Origin of the sequence: Pseudomonas sp. TREG-RG-20F-10-E-6-01 (assembly GCF_022662455.1) — a bacterium.
GTDB lineage: Bacteria > Pseudomonadota > Gammaproteobacteria > Pseudomonadales > Pseudomonadaceae > Aquipseudomonas.
Map to the genome: position 1 here is coordinate 194695 of NZ_JAKNQP010000009.1, position 18690 is coordinate 213384.

The following is an 18690-nucleotide window of genomic DNA, read 5'->3' on the forward strand; positions in this document are numbered from 1 at the left end:
CCGATGGAGCTTTTCAATCGCGCACCTAAAGTAATGGCCGGCATTTGCGGTCTGATCATCGCTCAACAGGGTTACGCCGCCGGCCTGGTGGAAGACAGCAAGCTCAGCGTGCTGTCGCGTAACTTCTTCAGTAATGCCGACAACCGCAGCGGCGCGGCCGATCCCAATTACACCCAGGAATGGGGTCAGGGGTTCATCGCCAACTTCCAGTCCGGTTTTACCCAGGGCACGGTCGGTTTCGGCGTCGACGCTATCGGCATGTTCGGGGTGCGGCTGGATTCTGGCAAAGGTCGGCACTACAACCCTGAAAGCAAGAACTTCAACGGCAACATCTTCCCGACCGACAGCGACGGGCGTGCCGTGGATGAGTTCGGCAGCCTGGGCCTGACCGCCAAGGCGAAGTTCGCCAACACTGAATTGAAATACGGCACGCTGGTGCCGATGTTGCCGGTGGTGATGTCCACCGATCGAATGCTCCAACAGACGTTCAACGGCGGGCAGATTCAATCCAAAGACCTGGAGAAGTTCACCTTCACCCTCGGCCAGTTGGAGCACGTCAAGGGTCGCGGGTCGAGCAACCAGATGGGCATGTCGATTCCTGGCGCGAACAATGCGCAAACCGGCGAGTTCGTGAACAAGTTCTACTACGGCGGCGTGGATTACAAAGCCACCAAAGACCTGACGTTGCAGTACTACTACGGCAACCTGCAGGACTTCTACAAACAGAACTTCCTCGGCCTCAAATACGACATGCAGGTTGGCCCCGGCACCCTGCGCACCGATTTGCGCCACTTCGACAACCGCTCCGATGGCGCCAACGGCCACGATCCTGCCTTCTACACCTTCGGCTACTACGGCGACGGCGTGACCAAGGGCAAGGTCGACAGCCGCCTGGACAGCGCGCAATTCACTTACCTGGTCAACGGCCACACCTTCGCCGCCGGCCTGCAACAAGTCAGCGGCGACAGCGATGCGGTCTGGTTGAACCAGGGGGATGGCTCGACCGCTTACTTCATGACGGAATCGATGATCGGCAAGTTCCAGCGCGCCGGGGAAACCACCTGGCAGGTTCGCTACGGATTCGATTTCGCCAGGGTCGGAGTGCCGGGCCTGAGTTTCCTCGGCATGTACGAAAGTGGCTCGAACATCCGCACGCCGACGGGCGACAAAAGCGAGTGGGAACGCAACCTGACGGTCAGCTATGTCATTCAACAAGGACCGCTCAAAGATCTGAGCATTGCCCTGCGTCATGCCTCGCTGCGTACTGAAGTTTCCACACAACGGGACAGCGACGAGCATAGAGTGATCATCAGCTATCCGCTGAACATTCTGTAAGGCATCGAAACCCGGCGTAACGCCGGGTTTCGGCTCCTTAATGACGCACATTTTTCCAACAGACACTCATATAAAGATGACCCGAACGTCATCGCCAACCCATATTTACCTGATTCAAAGCCGCCGAAAACGTATTGGAGTTACCCCCAAAACCTAAAGCCCAGATTAAATGGATCTACGCCTCAATTTCCGCTGCGAATCTACTAAGGAAAAGCGATTCCTTATATCTCGCTTTTCTTACTGCCCCACCCACCCTTTTTACTTGATTCTGGTTCCATATGAATATGGGCCAGCATCATGTCGACTACTGCTTTTCGCCACCTGTCACTACTGTCGCTGGTACTTGTCCATGGCGGTAGCTATGCCGCATCTGCTCATGAACAGAGTCAGCTCAGTCTGGTCTTACAGCAGCTCGACACTATCGAACGCATAGCGGCACGAGCTGAGACAGCCAATAGGCCTGAACCCGACGATCGCTATAGCTTCGACTATCCCCGGCTGACTCAGGACATCCGGCGCATCCGTCACGGTATACAGGACTATCTGTCTCCCTCCCGTGCTCAACCTCGCGATCCTGGTGAGCTGGTCGGTAACTACCGCCTCAACACTCCGCCCGCGGAGTCGTCGCCATGAGCATGACTGACGCTCAGAGCTCCGCGTTCCAAAACGCCTCCGGCTTCTCGGCACAGAGCAGTTCGACGCTCTGGCTGTCCCTAGTTCTCGTCCTGACTTTGCTTTGGTGTGCCTGGGTGATGTGGACGGCCTACCGGGGTTGGGCCACCGGCAGTGTGCGCTCTGGGGCCTTCGGCGGCAGCGCTGCGCGCGTCTTGCTCACACTGCTCGTACCGATGCTCTTCACCCTGTCCTAACCCCGGAGATCGCCGTCATGCTCAAGTGCCTTGCCCCCCTGAAAAACAACCTGCGTGATCGTGCCAGTCAGCGCCTGATCGGTCTGTTGCTGGTGCTCGGTCCAAGCCTAGCATTTGCCGAGCTCCCCACCATGGAAGCCCCTTCGCGTGGCGAAGGTTCCGGATTGATCGAGACGATTAAAAACTACGCCTACGACGGCGGGATCCTGCTCGGTCTGCTAATCGCCCTACTCGCTTTTCTTGGTGTGGCTTGGCATTCCCTGACCGTGTATGCCGACGTGCAGAACCAGCGCAAAACCTGGAAAGACTTGGGTGCGGTGGTCGGCATCGGTGCCTTGTTGGTGGTGATCATCATCTGGTTCCTGACCAAGGCTGCCGCGATTCTGTGAGGTAGACATGAACGACACTGTCGAACGCCTTGCAGACGGCACCTTGGTCTTTCTGCCCGAGCGACTCAATCGCGATCCTGCCGTACTGCGCGGTTTGACCAATGATGAGATGTGGGTAGCGCTCGGTTCCGGCGCAATCATTGGCCTGCTGCTGGGTGTTCCTCTGGCGATCGCCACCGCCTCCATTGCCGTGGCGCCGACCAGCATGATCGCAAGCATGGCGCTGGTGTTATTTGCCGGTGGCACGCTACTGCGTCGAGCCAAACGGGCTCGCCCCGAGACCTGGTTGTACCGCAAACTCGAATGGAAACTCGCCAGCCGTTGGCGCCTGGGTCGAGGGACTTTAATCCTGCACTCCGGCGCCTGGACGGTTCGCCGTTCGTGTCGACTGCGCCCTGCCCTGTCCCGGTGACAACCATGAGTCGCTTTCGGAACAAGGTAGACGCCCAACAAGCCCATATATTCAGCCTGCGTCTGGCAGTAATGGTCCTCGCCCTGCTCTGTGCCGGACTCTGGTACGGCTGGCGCTCGGCACCGACCGATCTGACCGTGCATGTCCCCCCGGATCTGCGCTCGGGCAGCACGCGTAAGTGGTGGGATGTCCCCCCAGAGAATGTGTATGCCTTTGCCCTGTACATCTTTGGCCAACTCAACCGCTGGCCCTCGGATGGCGAGCAGGATTATCGCCGTGCCATCTATGGCTTGCAGTCCTACCTGACGCCCGCCTGCAAGGCCTTCCTCGACGGCGACTACGAGTACCGCAAGGCCGCCGGCGAACTGCGCCAGCGGGTACGTGGGGTCTACGAAATTCTGGGCCGAGGTTACAGCGAAGATCCGGAACTCAGGGTCAAGCAACTAGATCGCGATAGCTGGCTGGTCAAACTCGACCTCAACGCCGATGAGTATTACGCCGCGGAACCGGTGAAGCGGGTGGTGGTGCGTTATCCATTGCGCGTGGTGCGTTTTGATCTGGACCCCGAACGCAATAAGTGGGGGCTGGCACTGGATTGTTATCAGGGCACTCCGCAAAAAATCTCCCAGCCTGGAGGTGAGCCATGAAGCGGATTTTTACCCTGGGACTCACCGTCGCACTGATGCTATGGGGAGCTGCAGCGCAGGCCGTCGAGCTGATGCACTGGGAGCGCCTCCCCCTCGCGGTCCCGCTGGTGATCAATCAGGAACGGGTGGTCTTTGTCGATGAGGATGTCCGAGTTGGGGTGCCCTCAAACCTGACGGGCAAGCTGCGCGTGCAATCAACCGGCGGCACGCTGTACCTGCGCGCGTCGGAAGCCATTGCACCGACCCGACTACAACTGCAATCGGTCACGACGGGGGAGATCATCCTCCTGGATATCGCGGCCACGCCTGGTGATCAACCGCTGGAGCCCGTGCGTATTCTCAAGAATGCTCAGATACAGGCTACCGAGGAAGCATCTAGCAACTTCCCTGTTCCAGAACGTACGCCGATCCCGGTCGCTTTGACGCGCTATGCCGCACAGAGCCTGTATGCGCCGCTGCGCACCGTGGAGTCCCTACCCGGCGTACGCCGCGTCCCGCTCAAGCTGCGCACCGAATTGCCAACCCTGCTGCCCACCGAAAACGTGTCCAGCACGCCCATCGCCGCCTGGCGACTCGGTGACTACTGGGTGACGGCGGTGAAGTTGCGCAATCGTGGTCCAGAGACGGTACAACTCGATCCGCGTCGGCTTCAGGCCAAGCTGTTCGCCGCGACCTTCCAGCATGCTTTCCTCGGGCCTGTCGGCAGCGCTGAAGACACCACGATTGCCTATCTCGTCACCCGCAGTGCCAGCCTCGAACACGCCGTGCTGCTTCCGCCCGTTGCGCGAGGTGCTGGCGATGAAGGCTAACGCGTTGCTCAAATGGCTGGTACCGGCTGCGCTGCTGGCCGTGGTGTTGATCATTCTAAAAAGCTGGGTCGCGGGTGGCAACACGCCCTCTCCAGAGAACCCAGTTGATCAGGGCAACATTCAGTTATCCGCCGAGCAAGCCAAGTCGCTCGGCATTGCTGGCGATACCCCACGCGACACCGTCGCCACCCTGGTCGGCCAGGTGAAGGCCATGCGCAGCGACATGCTCGGCTTGAAGAAACACAATGACTCATTGCAGACGGAAAACAACCGCCTGCGCGAGCGGGAAAACAGTGTCGACTCGCGCATCCAGACAGCGCTTGGCAGTGTGACCCAGCAGGTCGACGAAGGCCGCCGACAAGCCAACGAGGCCCGATTCAAAGCGGAACAAGACAGTCGTCAGGCTCGCGGTCTGCTGACGCAATTGCAGGAGCAGTTGTCGGGGCTGACCGGCAAAGGCAAGGACACTCCAATCGGATTGGGGCTTGAGCCGGGCGATGGGGCCCAGTTCGAAGCGCGGCATTCTACCGATGATGCGCTGCAGTGGATTGAACCCTCGGATGCTCCGCCCACCGACGCCCGAGGCAAAACCAAGACCTCCTCCGCACTGAGTCTACCTACCGCGTTCAACTCGCTGGAAGGCTTGAACGATAACGTTATTGATCGCAGCCAGAAACAGCTACGTGCCGTCACCAAGGGTGAGCGCGACCTGACGCGATCCGTTGATCGTACCGAAGGTGCGAAGCCGGTCTACACCATTCCTGAAAACGCGACATTGATGGGCTCGGTCGCCATGACCGCACTGATCGGCCGAGTCCCGGTGGACGGTACAGTGAATGATCCCTATCCCTTCAAGGTGCTGGTCGGTCCCGAGAATCTGACGGCCAACGGCATCGACCTGCCGGACGTCGCGGGCGCCGTGATGAGCGGCACAGCGTCCGGTGACTGGACCCTGTCTTGCGTGCGCGGACAGGTCGAGTCAATCACCTTTGTGTTTATCGATGGCACCATCCGCACGGTGCCTCAGCCGAAGGCAGTAGCCAGCCGCACTGCCTCCACCACCCAGAGCTCGAGCACCGACAAGATCCGTGGTGGACTCGGTTACCTGTCCGATCCGTATGGCATTCCTTGCATCGCCGGCGAGCGCCGCTCGAATGCCCAGCAATACCTCGGCAGCCAGAGCCTGATCACGGCGGCCGGCGCCGGTGTCGCCGCCTTGCTCGGGGATGAGCAGAACAACAGCAGCGTGATCAGTTCGGGCGGCAGTACGCTCGGGGTTACCAACAGCACGGGCAACAGCGCGCTGAATTCAATCCTCAGTGGTGGGGTCAGCGACATCCGCGAGTGGGTCAACAAGCTGTATGGCGAGGCCTTTGCTGCCGTGTACGTGCCACCGGCCGCCCAAGTCGCGCTGCACCTCGACCATGAGATCACCATCGACTACGAGCCCAAGGGCCGGAGCGTTCGCCATGAAAAAAGCCATACCTCTCTGCCTGACCTGGATTAGCGTGTTCTGCTTGGTCCTGGCGGGGTGCTCCACCGACAAGGAGACGCTGCTGCCCCATGGCGAGCAAACCATGCTGGACATCTGGAACGGTGCTGGTTCGCAAGCCACTCAGCAGCAGCTGCTGGATGCTCGGCAACAGCTACGCCGCCCGCTGGCTCAGGCGGATTTCTCCACCTTTCACCAGGAACCGTACACGCGCACAGCGGCGAACGAGATCCGCAACCGGTTCCCTCGCCTGCCCAATCCCGATCTGGTGCTGTACGTGTATCCGCATTTGAGTGGTACCGAACAGGCGCCGGTCCCGGGTTACTCGACTGTCTTTCCGTTCTACCAACGGGTGCAGTACGCGTTGACGGGTGAACGTCAGGAAGACTTGTAGTGCGTACCGGCCATTCGGGCAACCGCACTGCCGCGTGGAAAGCCTGGCGCAACCCATTATGCGCTCGCGCCACGTTGGCCGATGACGCCGCACTCTATGCGCACAACCCTAGCTTCACCGATCACCTGCCGTGGGTCGAGTACCTCAACACCGAGCAGTGTTTTCTGCTCGATGACAATCGTTCGGTGGGTGCGGTATTCGAGTTGCTGCCCATCGGCACTGAAGGGCGCGAACCCGATTGGTTGATGGCGGCCCGCGATGCCCTTGAGGATGCCCTGCAGGATAGCTTTGACGAGCTGGATCAAGCGCCGTGGGTGGCGCAGTTTTTCTGCCAGGACGACAACGACTTCACCCCCTACCTGACCCGGCTCACCGATTACATTCAGGACAGCGCGCGAGGCACGGTCTTCACCGAAGCGTATTTGGAACTAAGCCGCCGTCATCTGAAGGCCATCGCCAAGCCCGGTGGTCTGTTTGAGGATAAGGTGGTGACGCGCCTTCCCTGGCGTGGCAACAACCGCCGGGTGCGCCTGGTGGTCTATCGCTGGCTTGAGTCTGACGCTGAAGAAACAGGACTCTCCCCGGCGCAATCCCTGCAACAAGCTTGCGAACGAATCGGTGCCTCGCTGCAAGCATGCGGGGTGCCATCGACGCGAGTCGATGGCCGAGGTCTGTATGCCTGGTTAGTGCCCTGGTTCAATCCGGCACCCACGCTCACCGATGAGGCGCCCGAGGCGTTCTACCGTCGCGTGGCCTATCCGGAGTCGGGCGACGGTGAGTCGCTGGAACTGCCCTTCGATCACGACTTTGCCGAACGGCTATTTTTCAATGAGCCGCGTTCGGATGTGCAGCGCGGACTTTGGTATTTCGACGATCAGCCCCACCGGGTGATGGTAGTGGACAAGCTGCGCCGAGCGCCCTTGATTGGTCAACTCACTGGCGAAACCCGCAAGGGCGACGCGGTGAATGACCTGTTCGACCAGTTACCTGAAGGCACGGTGATGAGCCTGACCCTGGTGGTCAAGCCTCAGGACGTGCTTGAGGATCAGTTGAACCGCCTGGCGCGCAAAGCCATCGGTGAAAACCTGGCCTCGACTCAGACCCGCCAAGATGTTGAAGAGGCTCGTACGATCATCGGCCGCCAGCACAAGCTGTACCGCGGCACGCTGGCGTTCTACCTGCGCGGTCACGATGAACAACAATTGCACCTGCGCTCGGTCAGCCTTGCCAACGCACTGTTGGGTGCGGGGCTGCAACCGGTACGCGAAGGCGATGAAGTCGCCGCCTGCAACAGCTACCTGCGTTGGTTACCGATGGCTTACAACCCGGCCCGCGACACGCGCAACTGGTACACCCGCCTGATGTTTGCCCAGCACCTGGCGAATCTGGTTCCAGTCTGGGGCCGCAGCACAGGCACCGGCCACCCGGGCATCACCCTGTTCAACCGCGGCGGTTCGCCGCTGAGCTTCGATCCGTTGTCACGCCTGGACCGGGCCATGAACGGCCATCTGCTGTTGTTCGGTCCCACCGGCGCCGGCAAGTCGGCGACCCTGGTTACCCTACTGATGCAGGTCATGGCCGTATACCGACCTCGCCTGTTTATCGTCGAGGCCGGCAACTCATTCGGCTTGCAGGGCGACTACTTCGCGACACAGGGCCTGTCGGTCAATAAGGTCCAATTGAAACCTGGCGCTTCGGTCAGTCTCGCCCCCTTTGCCGACGCTTGGCGCCTGATCGAACAGGCGGATCAGGTGGCGAGTCTGTCGATCGATGAGCTGGACGATGAGGTGGTAACCAGTCGCGAAGACCACCGCGACATTCTCGGTGAATTGGAAATCACCGCCCGGCTGATGATCACCGGCGGCGAGGCCAAGGAAGAGGCGCGCCTGAGTCGAGCCGATCGCAGCTTGATCCGCGAGTGCATTCTCGATGCGGCGCAGACTTGCGTCACCACGGCCCGCCAGGTACTGACCCGCGACCTGCGCGACGCCTTGCTGCGCGTCGCCTCTGATCCGCACTTGCCAGAGAAGCGTCGCGAGCGTGCCCAAGAAATGGGCGAGTCCATCGACCTGTTTTGCCAGGGTTTCGAGGGCGAATTATTCGATCGCGAGGGCACACCTTGGCCCGAGAGCGATGTGACCATTGTCGATCTGGCCACTTACGCTCGCGAAGGCTACGAAGCCCAGATGTCCATCAGCTACATCAGCCTGATGAATACTGTGAACAACCTTGCCGAGCGCGACCAGTACCTGGGTCGGCCGATCATCATGGTCACCGACGAAGGCCATATCATCACCAAAAACCCGCTGCTGGCACCATTCGTGGTCAAGGGCACTAAGATGTGGCGCAAGCTGGGTGCCTGGTTCTGGCTCGCCACACAGAACCTTGCCGACTTCCCCACAGCCGCGCAGACCATGCTCAACATGATCGAATGGTGGATTTGTTTGAACATGCCGCCCGCGGAAATCGAAGAAATCTCCCGTTTCAAGAAGCTCACGCCGGCACAGAAAGCCTTGTTGCTCTCCGCCAGCAAAGAACCAGGTAAATACACCGAAGGGGTCGTGCTATCGAAGAAGCTCGAAACGCTGTTTCGCGCCGTACCGCCCAGCCTCTATCTCGCCCTAGCCATGACGGAGCCCGAGGAAAAAGCCGAGCGCTGGGCGCTGATGCAGGAAAACGGCCTCTCGGAGTTGGAAGCGGCTTACCAAGTAGCAGAGCGCATTGACCAAGCCCGTGGAATCGGGACGTAAGTATCGATTTGAAGCCCAAATAGCGTTACATCTGCAAAGGGCTGGAGAGCGGTTTTGTGCTGGATATGCCCGATCTATCTGAGTAGATTACTCGTCAACACTCAGCCAGCGGAAGGAGTCACACATGAATAAAAACGATCTGATCGAGGCCATAGCGAGCTCCGCCGACCTCCCGAAGGCCACTGCCGGACGCGCGCTGGAAGCCCTCACAACCATCATATCCACTGCGTTGCAAAGCGGTGAGAACGTCACCTTGGTTGGCTTTGGTACCTTTGCGGTGAAAGCGCGTGCAGCGCGCGACGGCCGCAACCCTCAAACTGGGGCCACCATCAAGATCGCAGCCGCGAAGACGCCTAGTTTCAAAGCCGGTAAGTCGCTGAAAGACGCGGTTAACTAGACGCTGGCGGCGATTACCCAATACCAACTCTGTGAGAGCGCTGGTATTGGGGCTTCAGCAGCCGAACACGCTTGCCGGACACCGGGAACTGTCCACGTCATCCATACGAAGCCTGCTTAAACGTCGTTTTCCTCATCGTTCATTTGGCACGATTTAATCGCTGCTGAATCCTCAACAGAAATCCGGCCGCAAACGCATCTTGGCAGTCACCGACAGGGAAGGTCTTGCGGGTTTGAGCCAGCGCCCACCACAGTGGAATCTCACCGGGCGTATCAAGCCAAGCCTGAGCACATTGCACGCCACGTTCGATCATCGGGGCAAATTCGCTGCCCCAAGGCGTCAGAAGACTTGGGCAACCATCCGCCGCCGGAATTGAAATGTAGTTTTCGTCCATACGCACCCTAGATTTCTGATTTTATTGTTGGACACTGGACCCAGCCTCGAAATCTTAACGACACCAAATGAACGCTCGATAATAGGCATGGGCACCAAATGGCCTAATTCAATGCCAATGTAGACTATATCCCGTGGATTGAGAGTCCCTCAAGGCGCAATTTGCGCGCATGACTCAAGACTACGAACAACTTCGTCTGCAACTGGCGGAGAACATCCGCTGGATGCGGCGCGTAAAGAACCTTACCCAGGAGCAGCTGGCGCTCATGGCCGAGGTGGATCGCACCTACGTCAGTCAAATCGAACGATGCACGGGCAATCCATCGCTGTTGGTCCTGTGCAAACTCGCCAATATTCTCGAAATCACCACAGATCAACTGCTTGCAGAACCCGACACCCTGCGCAGCGCCCTTCACGTCAAATAATAGTCTCACAGCTCACAAATCCGATAGATCCGCCTTCATAATTTCCACTGACAGTCTTCAGTCCGTCACCGAACCTGCCCAGGCCATATACCGAGAGCCTGGATCATGCCTGTTGCCTGCTCGTCAATCTCGCCCACAAAGCTACGGCCCCTGGCGCTGAGCATCCTGCTGGCGTGCGGCCCAAGCATGGCGCTGGATACCGGTAGCATCACCGCCTCTGTGCTTTCGCCAAGTTGCCTCGCATACAAGGTCGTCGGCATTTGTTTCTGGCTGCTCTGCACGCCCTTCGGCTGCAAGGTCAAAACCTCGACCAAGGTTCGTCATTTCATTCCTGAACTGGTGGTTTCGAGCTATACCACCACCGGCAACAACCCCTGGGCCGAGATGGCTGCCCTCTCATCTCCCATCAGCGGCGCGCAGGGCGGCGGCAACCTGATCACGCCGAACACCCACCGCGACAACCTGCCCCGCTTCAAGAACGTCGACGGGATCGGCCACCCCGGTGGCTGGGCCGCGACGCAACTGGCTTCGCAGTCCGGCTACGCCTGCGCCAGCGGTGCAACGGCGTTCCTGCCCTACTACCTGAGTACCCTGGACTCACTGGCCTGGCGCCATGGCATCCCGGAAAGTTTCTACCCCGAGTCGCTCGTGCCGGGGATCCGTGAAATCGAACGTCAGGCCTCGGGAAACATGTGGGGTAACGTTTATCCCCGGCAGGGTTTTCTGGTACAGCCCGACGACTTCAAGGCTGCCGCGGTCATGGCGCAACGGGCCGGCGACGTGGTTACCCGCAACTGGCAGCCGCATGTGTACTTACCCCTCACGCCCGCCAAACGCGACGGCTACTGGCCGCCTGGCCCGATCGTGGAAAACGATGCTTCGACCCACACATGGCAATTGCTCTACCCTCAGGTTCAGCCCACGTGCGCCATCTTCCCCAGCGATCCGTTACAGAGCGCGGATGGCGGCTACGCCTGGTCGCTGTGGCGCCCCTATAGCTGCTGCAAACGTGAGGGACAGACATTCCTGTTCAGCATCGACTTCGAAGGCGGTGCTTCATGAGCCGGCTTCACGCGCGACCCTGGTTGGGCACAATGAGTCTGGTGCTCTATGGACTACTCGCCATGGCCACGTATGCCCACGCCGCCGAAGGCGATTACCGCCTGGGTACTCAGGGCGAAGTACTCGACGACCGAGTGATGTACACCATTGGTGGCGGCTCGGCAGTGGGCTCACCGAGCTCGCTCTATCGACCCAGCGGTCTCGGCGTCGGCGGCTCCTGGCGAGCGAACATGATGTGCGGAAACATGAGCCTCACCAACACCCTGCAAAACCAGCTGAACGGCGTCACCGAAGGTTTCCAGCAGATCATGGGCAGCATCGTGCAGAACGCGACCCAAGCGGTGATGTCGCTGCCGGCGTTGATCATCCAGCGCGCCAACCCCGGTCTCTATGAGTTGCTCAGTAACGGGGTGATGCAAGGTCGGATCGACTTCGACCGCTCCAAGCTAACCTGCCAGGCCATGGCCGAAAAGATGGCGGATAAGGTCGGTCAAGCCGGTTGGGGTGCGCTGGCCAAAAACCAGGAGATGCAGGGCAATCTGGAGCAAACCGGCGGTGATGCGGTGGCAGCGGTGAAAAACACCGAGGCCCATAACGGCAACAATGGGGTGTCCTGGGTCGGCGGTTCGAAAGCCGGAGGTAACGGACAGACACCCATTCGGGTGACCGCCGACGTGGTCCGCGCAGGCTATAACCTGCTGCATAACCGTACGGTGGATGACAGTGCCTCGATCAGTAGCAGTGATTGCCTGGGAGGGGCTATTTGTCAGACATGGGCTTCGCCCCAGGAGGAGTCCGACTGGGCCGTTCGGGTGTTGGGCGAGAACGAAGTCGCGACCTGCGACAGCTGCGAAACTCTGCGTGCGACCGCTGGCAGCGGACTGACGCCGCTGATCCAGGAGGCCTACAGCGAACGCCTCAAGGCCCTGCAAGGGTTGCTGTCGGGTTCCCTGTCGCCTACCCCTGACAACCTGGCTAAAGCCTCGAGCTCGATGCTGCCGGTGACCCGTGGCGTGATCGAAGCCCTGCGTGACGACCCTGACCAGGATTTGTTGGCACGGCGCCTGGCCAGTGAAACGGCCTTGTCCAGTGTGCTCGACAAAGCACTGCTGCTACTGCGCACGCTGCTGGCAGGCAGTCACGAACCGAACATCGCCTCCGCCGAGCCAGCCCAAACCGCCTTGACGAAAAATATCGACACCCTGGAGCGCGAAATTCGCCTGCTGCAGACCGAGCTGCAGGTCAGGCAGATGCTGACGACCAATACCGCCAGCCTGGTGCTCGATCGGCATGCCGGTGGTGCCGATGCTTCGCGCACCGTCGAGCAAGGCGACCCCGAGCCCGGTCGACTCAATGATGCTGACGCCAGGCGCAAGTGAGCCATGAAACGCTCACCGCTATTCACTTTGCTTTCGAGTCTGGGGATTGCCGCGGCGATGATCCTGACCGCCGCACTGGTCGCCTGGATTGGCCGCACTGCGCTGGGTAGTTTCGAGGTCTGGCAGCAGGCATTCGAATCCGCACGACCTTATCTGCGGTGGTGGCGCGCCCTTCTCTACGCCGCCCTCTTTGCGCTCTGGTGGGACCTGCTTCGACGCTACCGACATCGACCACTGGATCGATTGCGCGTGAAACGCATCGGGACAATAGGGCTCGTGCTCTTTACCTGCGTCGAACTCACCCGACTGTGAGGTCACCACCATGCTCATGAGCACCAACAGCTACCTTGAGTTTTACCTCTCTCTGCTGGCCTGGATCATCAACAACGGCCTCTGGAGTGTCCTGTCCGACACCGGGTTGTTTGCCGCGCCCTTCGGCGCGATCATCCTGCAGGAATGGTTGTCGGCCCGTCAGCAAGGCGCGGATGAAGGCAACAAGGGATTGCTCTCGGTGCCGCGGATCGAGAACCGGTTGTGGCTGGCCTACATCGTCGTGTTGTTCGGCTGCGCGTCGGTCTTTCCGTTGAGCCTCTCGTCAATGGCGTTCGATGATGCGGCGAGTCAGCGCTGCGGTGTGAGTGTGGCTAAGCCAGCAGAAACCGCCTGGGGGACCACCTTCAATACCATCGGCGAGCGCTCCGCCAACGTACCGATCTGGTGGTTTCTGGTGCATGCCTTGAGCAAAGGGGTAACTGCGGCGGCCACCGCCTCCATTCCCTGCGCACCGGATATCCGGCAGATGCGCATGGAGATCGACAGTTCGCGCATCGACAGCCAGGTACTGCTGCAGGAAGTCGCCGATTTCACTCGCGACTGCTATGGCTATTCCCGTTCTCGGCTGTTCACCAACCGTCCGCAGTTGGACAAAGCACAAAGTCACGACGCAGCGTGGATCGGTTCAAGCTATTTTCTCGATACGCCCGGCTACTACGATACGGATCGTTCACGCACGCCGCGCGTCAACTGGCCCTATAATGAAAACCGCGATGTTTCCTTGCCGCGGCTAGAGAATGGCGCGGGCTACCCGACCTGCAAGCAGTGGTGGAATGATAGCGGTGTTGGGTTACGCGAGCGCTTAATCGAGCAGGTCGATCCTTCGCTGCTGACTCAGCTGAAAGGTTGGTTGACTGGCCGTTCCAGCAACGAGATCGAGGATGCCACCCTGCGCGAACTGGTCAGTCCGCGCCAGCAATCGATGTCCATGTCGCCCGGACAGGTGTACCAGGACTATGGCTCCAGCGCTCGTGGCAGCTCGATCAATCAGGGGCTTAATAACCTGGCCACCAATACCGGGCTGGCCCTCGGTTCCTTCAGCAACTTCCCGGCAATGAATGCACTACGCGCCGCCCTGCCGATGGTGCAGGCTTTTCTGATCATGGGCGTTATCATCAGCTTGCCGTTAATTCTGTTGGTCAGTACCTACCAGTTGAAGACCGTCATGACGGTGACGTTCGCGCTGTTCACGCTGCACATGCTGAGTTTCTGGTGGGAGTTAGCACGCTGGGTCGACTCCAGCATGCTCGATACCTTGTACAACCAAGTTTCGGCTTCCAATCAGGTGCTGTTGTCGCTGCCCACATCCGGGCTTATGGATGGGACTGTCACCGCACAGGTGATCGAGTACGTGATGGGGGCGATGTTCATGGTGCTGCCTGGACTATTTTTGGTCGCCATGAGCTGGGCTGGCTACTCAATCGGCAACAGCCTTGAGGGGATGTTAGGAGGTGCAAGCAAAGCCGCACATGGAGCAGCGGGAAAAGGAACAGATCAGTTGATGGGGGCTACGAAGAAAATTATCTGACGTCATCAGATGATTTGAAATGACCTACGTAGTGGCCATTGTCATCGTAGTTGCCAAGATAGGAGTTAGCCCCAAGATAGTCTGGACCTGGATTATCCCCTTCAAGATCCGTGTCAATGACAGCCTTGGACTGCAGAAAAGCAATCACAGCGATCATCACAAAAACAGAAGCGACCAGCCAGAAACCGATAAAGAGCAGCCCCCCAACCAACGCCAACTTGGCAGTCAGAAAGCTCCCACGAACAAGTAATTTACCTGCGGGCATTCCTGCCGTCACCGCACGCTCAGCCACGCGGGACTCAAACGTTTTCAACTTGCGATACCCGCGTTTTATCGACATGCCACAGGTATATGCCCAGCGGTGGGCACGTGAATTCTGAACAGGGTTCTGAGTCGGCATGGTCTCGCCCTCTTCTGAGCGTTTTCATGGTTGAGACAGGTGTAACAGCCTACTACTGAAAACTGTCCGTGCCTGACCGTTTATCAGTTTACCCAGCCGAAAATTATTCACTTGAAGACAAACCCCGTGGCATACCCTCTATGCCGAGGTTGCCACCTATAAAACACCCCGCTAAATACATGGCAAGGATCGCTGCCTATGACAATCCGTTGCTCAGGCAGATCAGGATTTTCAAGACTACGTTGGCTCGGTGAAGGCTCTCTCTCAAGTGTGATTAGGTCGAGCTGACTAACCGTCAGTATTCGAGTGAATCAGCACGTGCCGGTACTGGTTAGCGGCAAAACTCGCGCTTGCCAGCGTAGAACTAATAATTGTCATAAACGTCAGTATATTGGGCCCCGTCACATTCCATAGAGAGCAACATGCGTTGCCCCCTATAAAGCCATTCGCAAGGAATCAAAGAACTCTCAGCACTGCCCCTCCACCGGCCCTTATGCTAGTGAACGATCGTGGAAGCGATAAGTACGACCGCGTTCGTTGATGATCGACAGCCGCTCCAGCGCCTCCGAGTCGCTGATGCCCTCGTTCCTCAACGCGGCATAAAGCTGGTGGAATTCCGACTCCAGGTCGCCCGCAAAGATGCCAGGATCGTCGGACCCCAAACAGATCATAATCTCCGGATCCCCCTCTTCTAAATGTCCGGGCAGCCGCATCCAGCGAAGCGAGTGATGCTCACGAAACGCGTGGTACTGACTGATCCGAACATTACTCGACGGTAACGTCTCAATGAGAACGCCCCTCTCGGCGACATGCCACATCAACGACTGTTGAAGTCGCACATAAGTCGGTCCATCCAAGAAGTCGGCCTCCTTATCGATGAGTTCATATGAGCGTTTCAGCAAATCAGGATCGCTTAACCACCGCCATAAAAGCTTCAACTCCGTGGGCTGAGTACGAGCCGCCTCCTTCACTAGTAATGCTTCTGCTCGCCAGTAATCATTCAGAGAATAATCTATCCCATCCTCTTGCCGCTCGTTGAACTTACGTACTTCCGCTGAACTGAGCCCTCTAAGCAACATTACGCGTTCTAGCTGTGTCGCACTTATCCACTCGCCGAATACGTCGCATGCCACAGCCTCCAACTCTCGGTGAATACGTCCAATCTGCATATGCATTCCGGGGGCATCTCGGAGCAACTGCCAAGCGGCCAAAACGCTCAGCATCCAATCCCCCCGGCTGATGTTAAGCATTTTGGGCATGCGCTCCAGCCATAATGTTGGCCGTATCCCCATGGCTGTCCCGTGACCGATACGGTCTCCATCACGCAGATCAAGTAAGACGAGGGCGTCCCACATGTAGCGCATTCCAGACAACAGATGCGGGAAATCCTCCCCCGCATGAAAGGTTCTATGCGTAAGACCAGCTCGCCGGCAGACTCGAAATATCGGCGCAAAAGGATCAGGGGGGGCGTGAAGCTCGTTGGCGGCACCATCGATACCGCGAAGCCAGGTTCTGAGCCGCGGCCACCGGGTTACTGCTGTCAGCAATACCCCAGTAGCCTGACGGAGCTGAGCTTCTAGTGCAAAATAGCGGTAGGGCCCTGCCTTACTCTCCGGTTGCGGCGACCACGGCAACTTAATGAAATGGACAACGAGAGCAAGACGATGGATGGCGCGATGTCGGATCTCGGGGGTGCGAAAAAATCCTTCCAGTTCCTCCAACATCCATCCCAATGGGGAGCCTGCCGGTTGCGAGGAAGGCTTCCATCCTGTGACTTCGCGCAGATAACGAAAATATCCACCCAAAATCGCATGCACAAGTGTGTACGTCTTAATTAAGGAGTCTTTGGGGGCAAACCGCCCTTCTAGGTATCCTGTTCGGCTCATGGTGGGGCTGCTGCCGTGCATGGCGAGAAAGCGATGAAGGTAGTCCTTCTCGGCCGGCTCACGAAGGTCAGTCAGAGTGAGTTTTTGGAACTGGTCAAAGCCATATTGAGTCTCGCTCTGGACCAATAGTTGGTAATACTGGTTCTGAAGCAGCAGGTAACAATGAAACATACGCTCGAGCTGCACGCTCGGCGATTGTCGTAACTGCTCCAAAAGCATCGTCTGCCAACGAATCTCATCCGAGACCGTGGTATTAGCTGTCAGCGCAAGCGACATATCGTGAAGTGCAGGTGGCAGGACATCCAAGCGACCAGAGCACAGCGCTTCACAGTTAAGAGGAAGACGGGTGGTGCGATCCACCCGCTCTGTTGCAGCAGCCACCAACCAAGCCCGCAGTTCTGCAGCTGCTCGAAGTTGGCGCGAGAAATCGGTGGGGCTCAGGTTCGGGTTTACCTGACCTACCAGCTCTCGCACGCGCGCAGCATTCTTGCCCTTGGTCCAGGCGTGAAGGAAATCATTCGTCTCTGTCTTGGGCGCACTTAACGCCCTTAACCAACACACTTCTGCATGGGTACTACCGTTGAGATGGAGGTGAGACTCGTGTAGGCCTTCGCGCGCGACGTAATCCTCTACCATGGCGTCATAGGGTGTGAGCAACAGGAGAGAAGCGTCCGTCCATGTCACTTTACGTACATGCCTTTCACCCGATATCGACCTAGCTGGGTCTGCAGAGAGATACTCCTGCCTGCCGAACGAAACACGCGCCATCGCTTGGAGAGGAATAGACGTGATGCGGCTCATTACACTCTGTTGCCAAGCCCCAAACAAACTCTGCTTAACATGGATAACACCATGACGAGTCTCGAGGTACTCATTGGCGAGGCACTGCAATACCTCCGGCATCCATGATTCACCATCACGTTGTCGGGCATGGAGAGAGCGCCAAGCGGCATCGAACACGTGATCGGGATATCGCGCCGCCCAAGGCTGATAGGATAGATAGGCTGCCTCACGCCACTGAGGCCATCGCAAAGGACGAATGAAGGGTTCGCGCCAAGCTAGGCCCAAGATGCCTGCATCCGAGAGCAACAAGGTCGATAGCAAAGCGGCGATAGAGCCCGTCTGCTCACTCATTCCGTCACTCCGTTACTGGTGACATCCTGAGTCTCTTGTTTATTCGTGCCAGATCCTCTTACGGCTTTCACGCTCTGTTTCGCACGGCCAGCGACCGCAATTTGGTTGAACAATTTCCAATGCTCCGCCGTGCACAGGAGCGGATTTATATCCTCCAGATTGCGTTGATTGGTAGGAAATAATCCCTTCAGGCTCTCTGCATAATTTTCATGTGCATTGAGCAAACCCAGCAAAAGAGGACATGTCGCCACAATCGCGGTCATTGGCAAGGTCTCGCGCGACAGTGGAAAGCTCTTCAGTTTCTTGACGAATGCGCTTGCAGATTTCACCGGATTGGTACGGTCTGCGGAACTGTCTTGTTTAAGCTGAGCAGTATCTCCCGGAACATGATGGCCGGCCTCTTCGACCAAAAGGGCATTGATTACGCAAAGTGCGAATATCTCCATCATTTCTGCCACGCTGGCCTTGCTTCTCAACTCATCAGAAGCCTTTTCAAGGCTGAAGAACAGGCGCGTCCAGACTTTCCCCACAAAGACACCTGACGGAGAGATTTTCGACCCAAGCAGTTTCACCTCAGCTAGCCACGCGCCAATAGCCTCCGCTAACGTAGTCAGCAAATCGGTTACTGTGCTTTCGGTGTTCGGATCAAGGGCATC

At 58.3% G+C, this 18690-nt stretch carries 20 protein-coding genes; 16 read left to right on the forward strand and 4 right to left on the reverse strand.

What is annotated here, in order from left to right; all coding sequences use genetic code 11:
- The first annotated feature begins 3 nt into the window (after positions 1-3).
- The 11 genes from L8K08_RS23575 (at position 4) to L8K08_RS23625 (ending at position 9494) form a co-directional block, all read left to right on the forward strand.
- Complete coding sequence (locus L8K08_RS23575; protein ID WP_242200267.1) at positions 4-1335, forward strand: OprD family porin; 1332 nt, start codon at positions 4-6, stop codon at positions 1333-1335.
- A 297-nt stretch (positions 1336-1632) separates the two neighbouring features.
- The gene (locus L8K08_RS23580) at positions 1633-1968 is read left to right on the forward strand and encodes an RAQPRD family integrative conjugative element protein (protein ID WP_242200269.1); all 336 of its coding nucleotides are present in this window, start codon (positions 1633-1635) and stop codon (positions 1966-1968) included.
- On the forward strand, positions 1965-2204 hold the full coding sequence (locus L8K08_RS23585; RefSeq protein WP_242200270.1) for a TIGR03758 family integrating conjugative element protein: 240 nt from the start codon (positions 1965-1967) through the stop codon (positions 2202-2204). The genes L8K08_RS23580 and L8K08_RS23585 overlap by 4 nt, the downstream gene beginning before the upstream one ends.
- Before the next feature lie 17 nt (positions 2205-2221).
- Positions 2222-2593 (forward strand): TIGR03745 family integrating conjugative element membrane protein, encoded by a 372-nt coding sequence (locus L8K08_RS23590; protein WP_060738069.1) that lies wholly within the window; start codon positions 2222-2224, stop codon positions 2591-2593.
- A gap of 7 nt (positions 2594-2600) precedes the next feature.
- On the forward strand, positions 2601-3005 hold the full coding sequence (locus L8K08_RS23595; RefSeq protein ID WP_242200271.1) for a TIGR03750 family conjugal transfer protein: 405 nt from the start codon (positions 2601-2603) through the stop codon (positions 3003-3005).
- A gap of 5 nt (positions 3006-3010) precedes the next feature.
- The gene (locus L8K08_RS23600; protein ID WP_242200272.1) at positions 3011-3652 is read left to right on the forward strand and encodes a PFL_4703 family integrating conjugative element protein; all 642 of its coding nucleotides are present in this window, start codon (positions 3011-3013) and stop codon (positions 3650-3652) included.
- Positions 3649-4461, forward strand: a complete 813-nt coding sequence (locus tag L8K08_RS23605; RefSeq protein ID WP_242200273.1) for a TIGR03749 family integrating conjugative element protein — start codon at positions 3649-3651, stop codon at positions 4459-4461. Before L8K08_RS23600 ends, L8K08_RS23605 begins: the two co-directional genes overlap by 4 nt.
- Positions 4451-5968 carry a TIGR03752 family integrating conjugative element protein gene (locus L8K08_RS23610; protein WP_242200274.1) on the forward strand — a complete coding sequence of 506 codons (1518 nt, stop codon included), beginning with the start codon at positions 4451-4453 and terminating at the stop codon, positions 5966-5968. The genes L8K08_RS23605 and L8K08_RS23610 overlap by 11 nt, the downstream gene beginning before the upstream one ends.
- A complete protein-coding gene (locus tag L8K08_RS23615; RefSeq protein WP_242200275.1) occupies positions 5931-6347 on the forward strand; it encodes a TIGR03751 family conjugal transfer lipoprotein in 417 nt (138 codons plus the stop codon). The genes L8K08_RS23610 and L8K08_RS23615 overlap by 38 nt, the downstream gene beginning before the upstream one ends.
- Positions 6347-9097, forward strand: a complete 2751-nt coding sequence (locus L8K08_RS23620) for a conjugative transfer ATPase (RefSeq protein WP_242200276.1) — start codon at positions 6347-6349, stop codon at positions 9095-9097. The genes L8K08_RS23615 and L8K08_RS23620 overlap by 1 nt, the downstream gene beginning before the upstream one ends.
- Before the next feature lie 124 nt (positions 9098-9221).
- A complete protein-coding gene (locus L8K08_RS23625; protein ID WP_242200278.1) occupies positions 9222-9494 on the forward strand; it encodes an HU family DNA-binding protein in 273 nt (90 codons plus the stop codon).
- 139 nt (positions 9495-9633) lie between these two features.
- Here the strand turns inward: L8K08_RS23625 and L8K08_RS23630 are convergent, their stop codons facing one another.
- The gene (locus L8K08_RS23630) at positions 9634-9888 is read right to left on the reverse strand and encodes a LasR-specific antiactivator QslA (protein ID WP_242200280.1); all 255 of its coding nucleotides are present in this window, start codon (positions 9886-9888) and stop codon (positions 9634-9636) included.
- 169 nt (positions 9889-10057) lie between these two features.
- Here L8K08_RS23630 and L8K08_RS23635 point away from each other — a divergent pair, with 169 nt between their 5' ends.
- The 5 genes from L8K08_RS23635 (at position 10058) to L8K08_RS23655 (ending at position 14614) form a co-directional block, all read left to right on the forward strand.
- A complete protein-coding gene (locus tag L8K08_RS23635; protein WP_242200282.1) occupies positions 10058-10312 on the forward strand; it encodes a helix-turn-helix transcriptional regulator in 255 nt (84 codons plus the stop codon).
- A 105-nt stretch (positions 10313-10417) separates the two neighbouring features.
- Entirely contained in the window at positions 10418-11374 is a 957-nt protein-coding gene (locus L8K08_RS23640) for a TIGR03756 family integrating conjugative element protein (protein WP_242200283.1), read from the forward strand.
- Complete coding sequence (locus tag L8K08_RS23645) at positions 11371-12753, forward strand: integrating conjugative element protein (RefSeq protein ID WP_242200285.1); 1383 nt, start codon at positions 11371-11373, stop codon at positions 12751-12753. The genes L8K08_RS23640 and L8K08_RS23645 overlap by 4 nt, the downstream gene beginning before the upstream one ends.
- Before the next feature lie 3 nt (positions 12754-12756).
- Complete coding sequence (locus L8K08_RS23650) at positions 12757-13065, forward strand: hypothetical protein (protein WP_242200287.1); 309 nt, start codon at positions 12757-12759, stop codon at positions 13063-13065.
- Between the two features lie 10 nt (positions 13066-13075).
- Positions 13076-14614, forward strand: a complete 1539-nt coding sequence (locus L8K08_RS23655) for a conjugal transfer protein TraG N-terminal domain-containing protein (protein WP_242200290.1) — start codon at positions 13076-13078, stop codon at positions 14612-14614.
- Here the strand turns inward: L8K08_RS23655 and L8K08_RS23660 are convergent.
- From L8K08_RS23660 to L8K08_RS23670, 3 genes are all read right to left on the reverse strand, one after another.
- Entirely contained in the window at positions 14607-15014 is a 408-nt protein-coding gene (locus L8K08_RS23660; protein WP_242200292.1) for a DUF3742 family protein, read from the reverse strand. The two genes, L8K08_RS23655 and L8K08_RS23660, sit on opposite strands and share 8 nt — an antisense overlap.
- 491 nt (positions 15015-15505) lie before the next feature.
- Complete coding sequence (locus tag L8K08_RS23665) at positions 15506-18034, reverse strand: hypothetical protein (RefSeq protein WP_242200294.1); 2529 nt, start codon at positions 18032-18034, stop codon at positions 15506-15508.
- A partial coding sequence (locus tag L8K08_RS23670) for a hypothetical protein (protein WP_242200297.1) occupies positions 18031-18690 on the reverse strand: 660 nt, incomplete at its 5' end. The genes L8K08_RS23670 and L8K08_RS23665, both read right to left, overlap by 4 nt.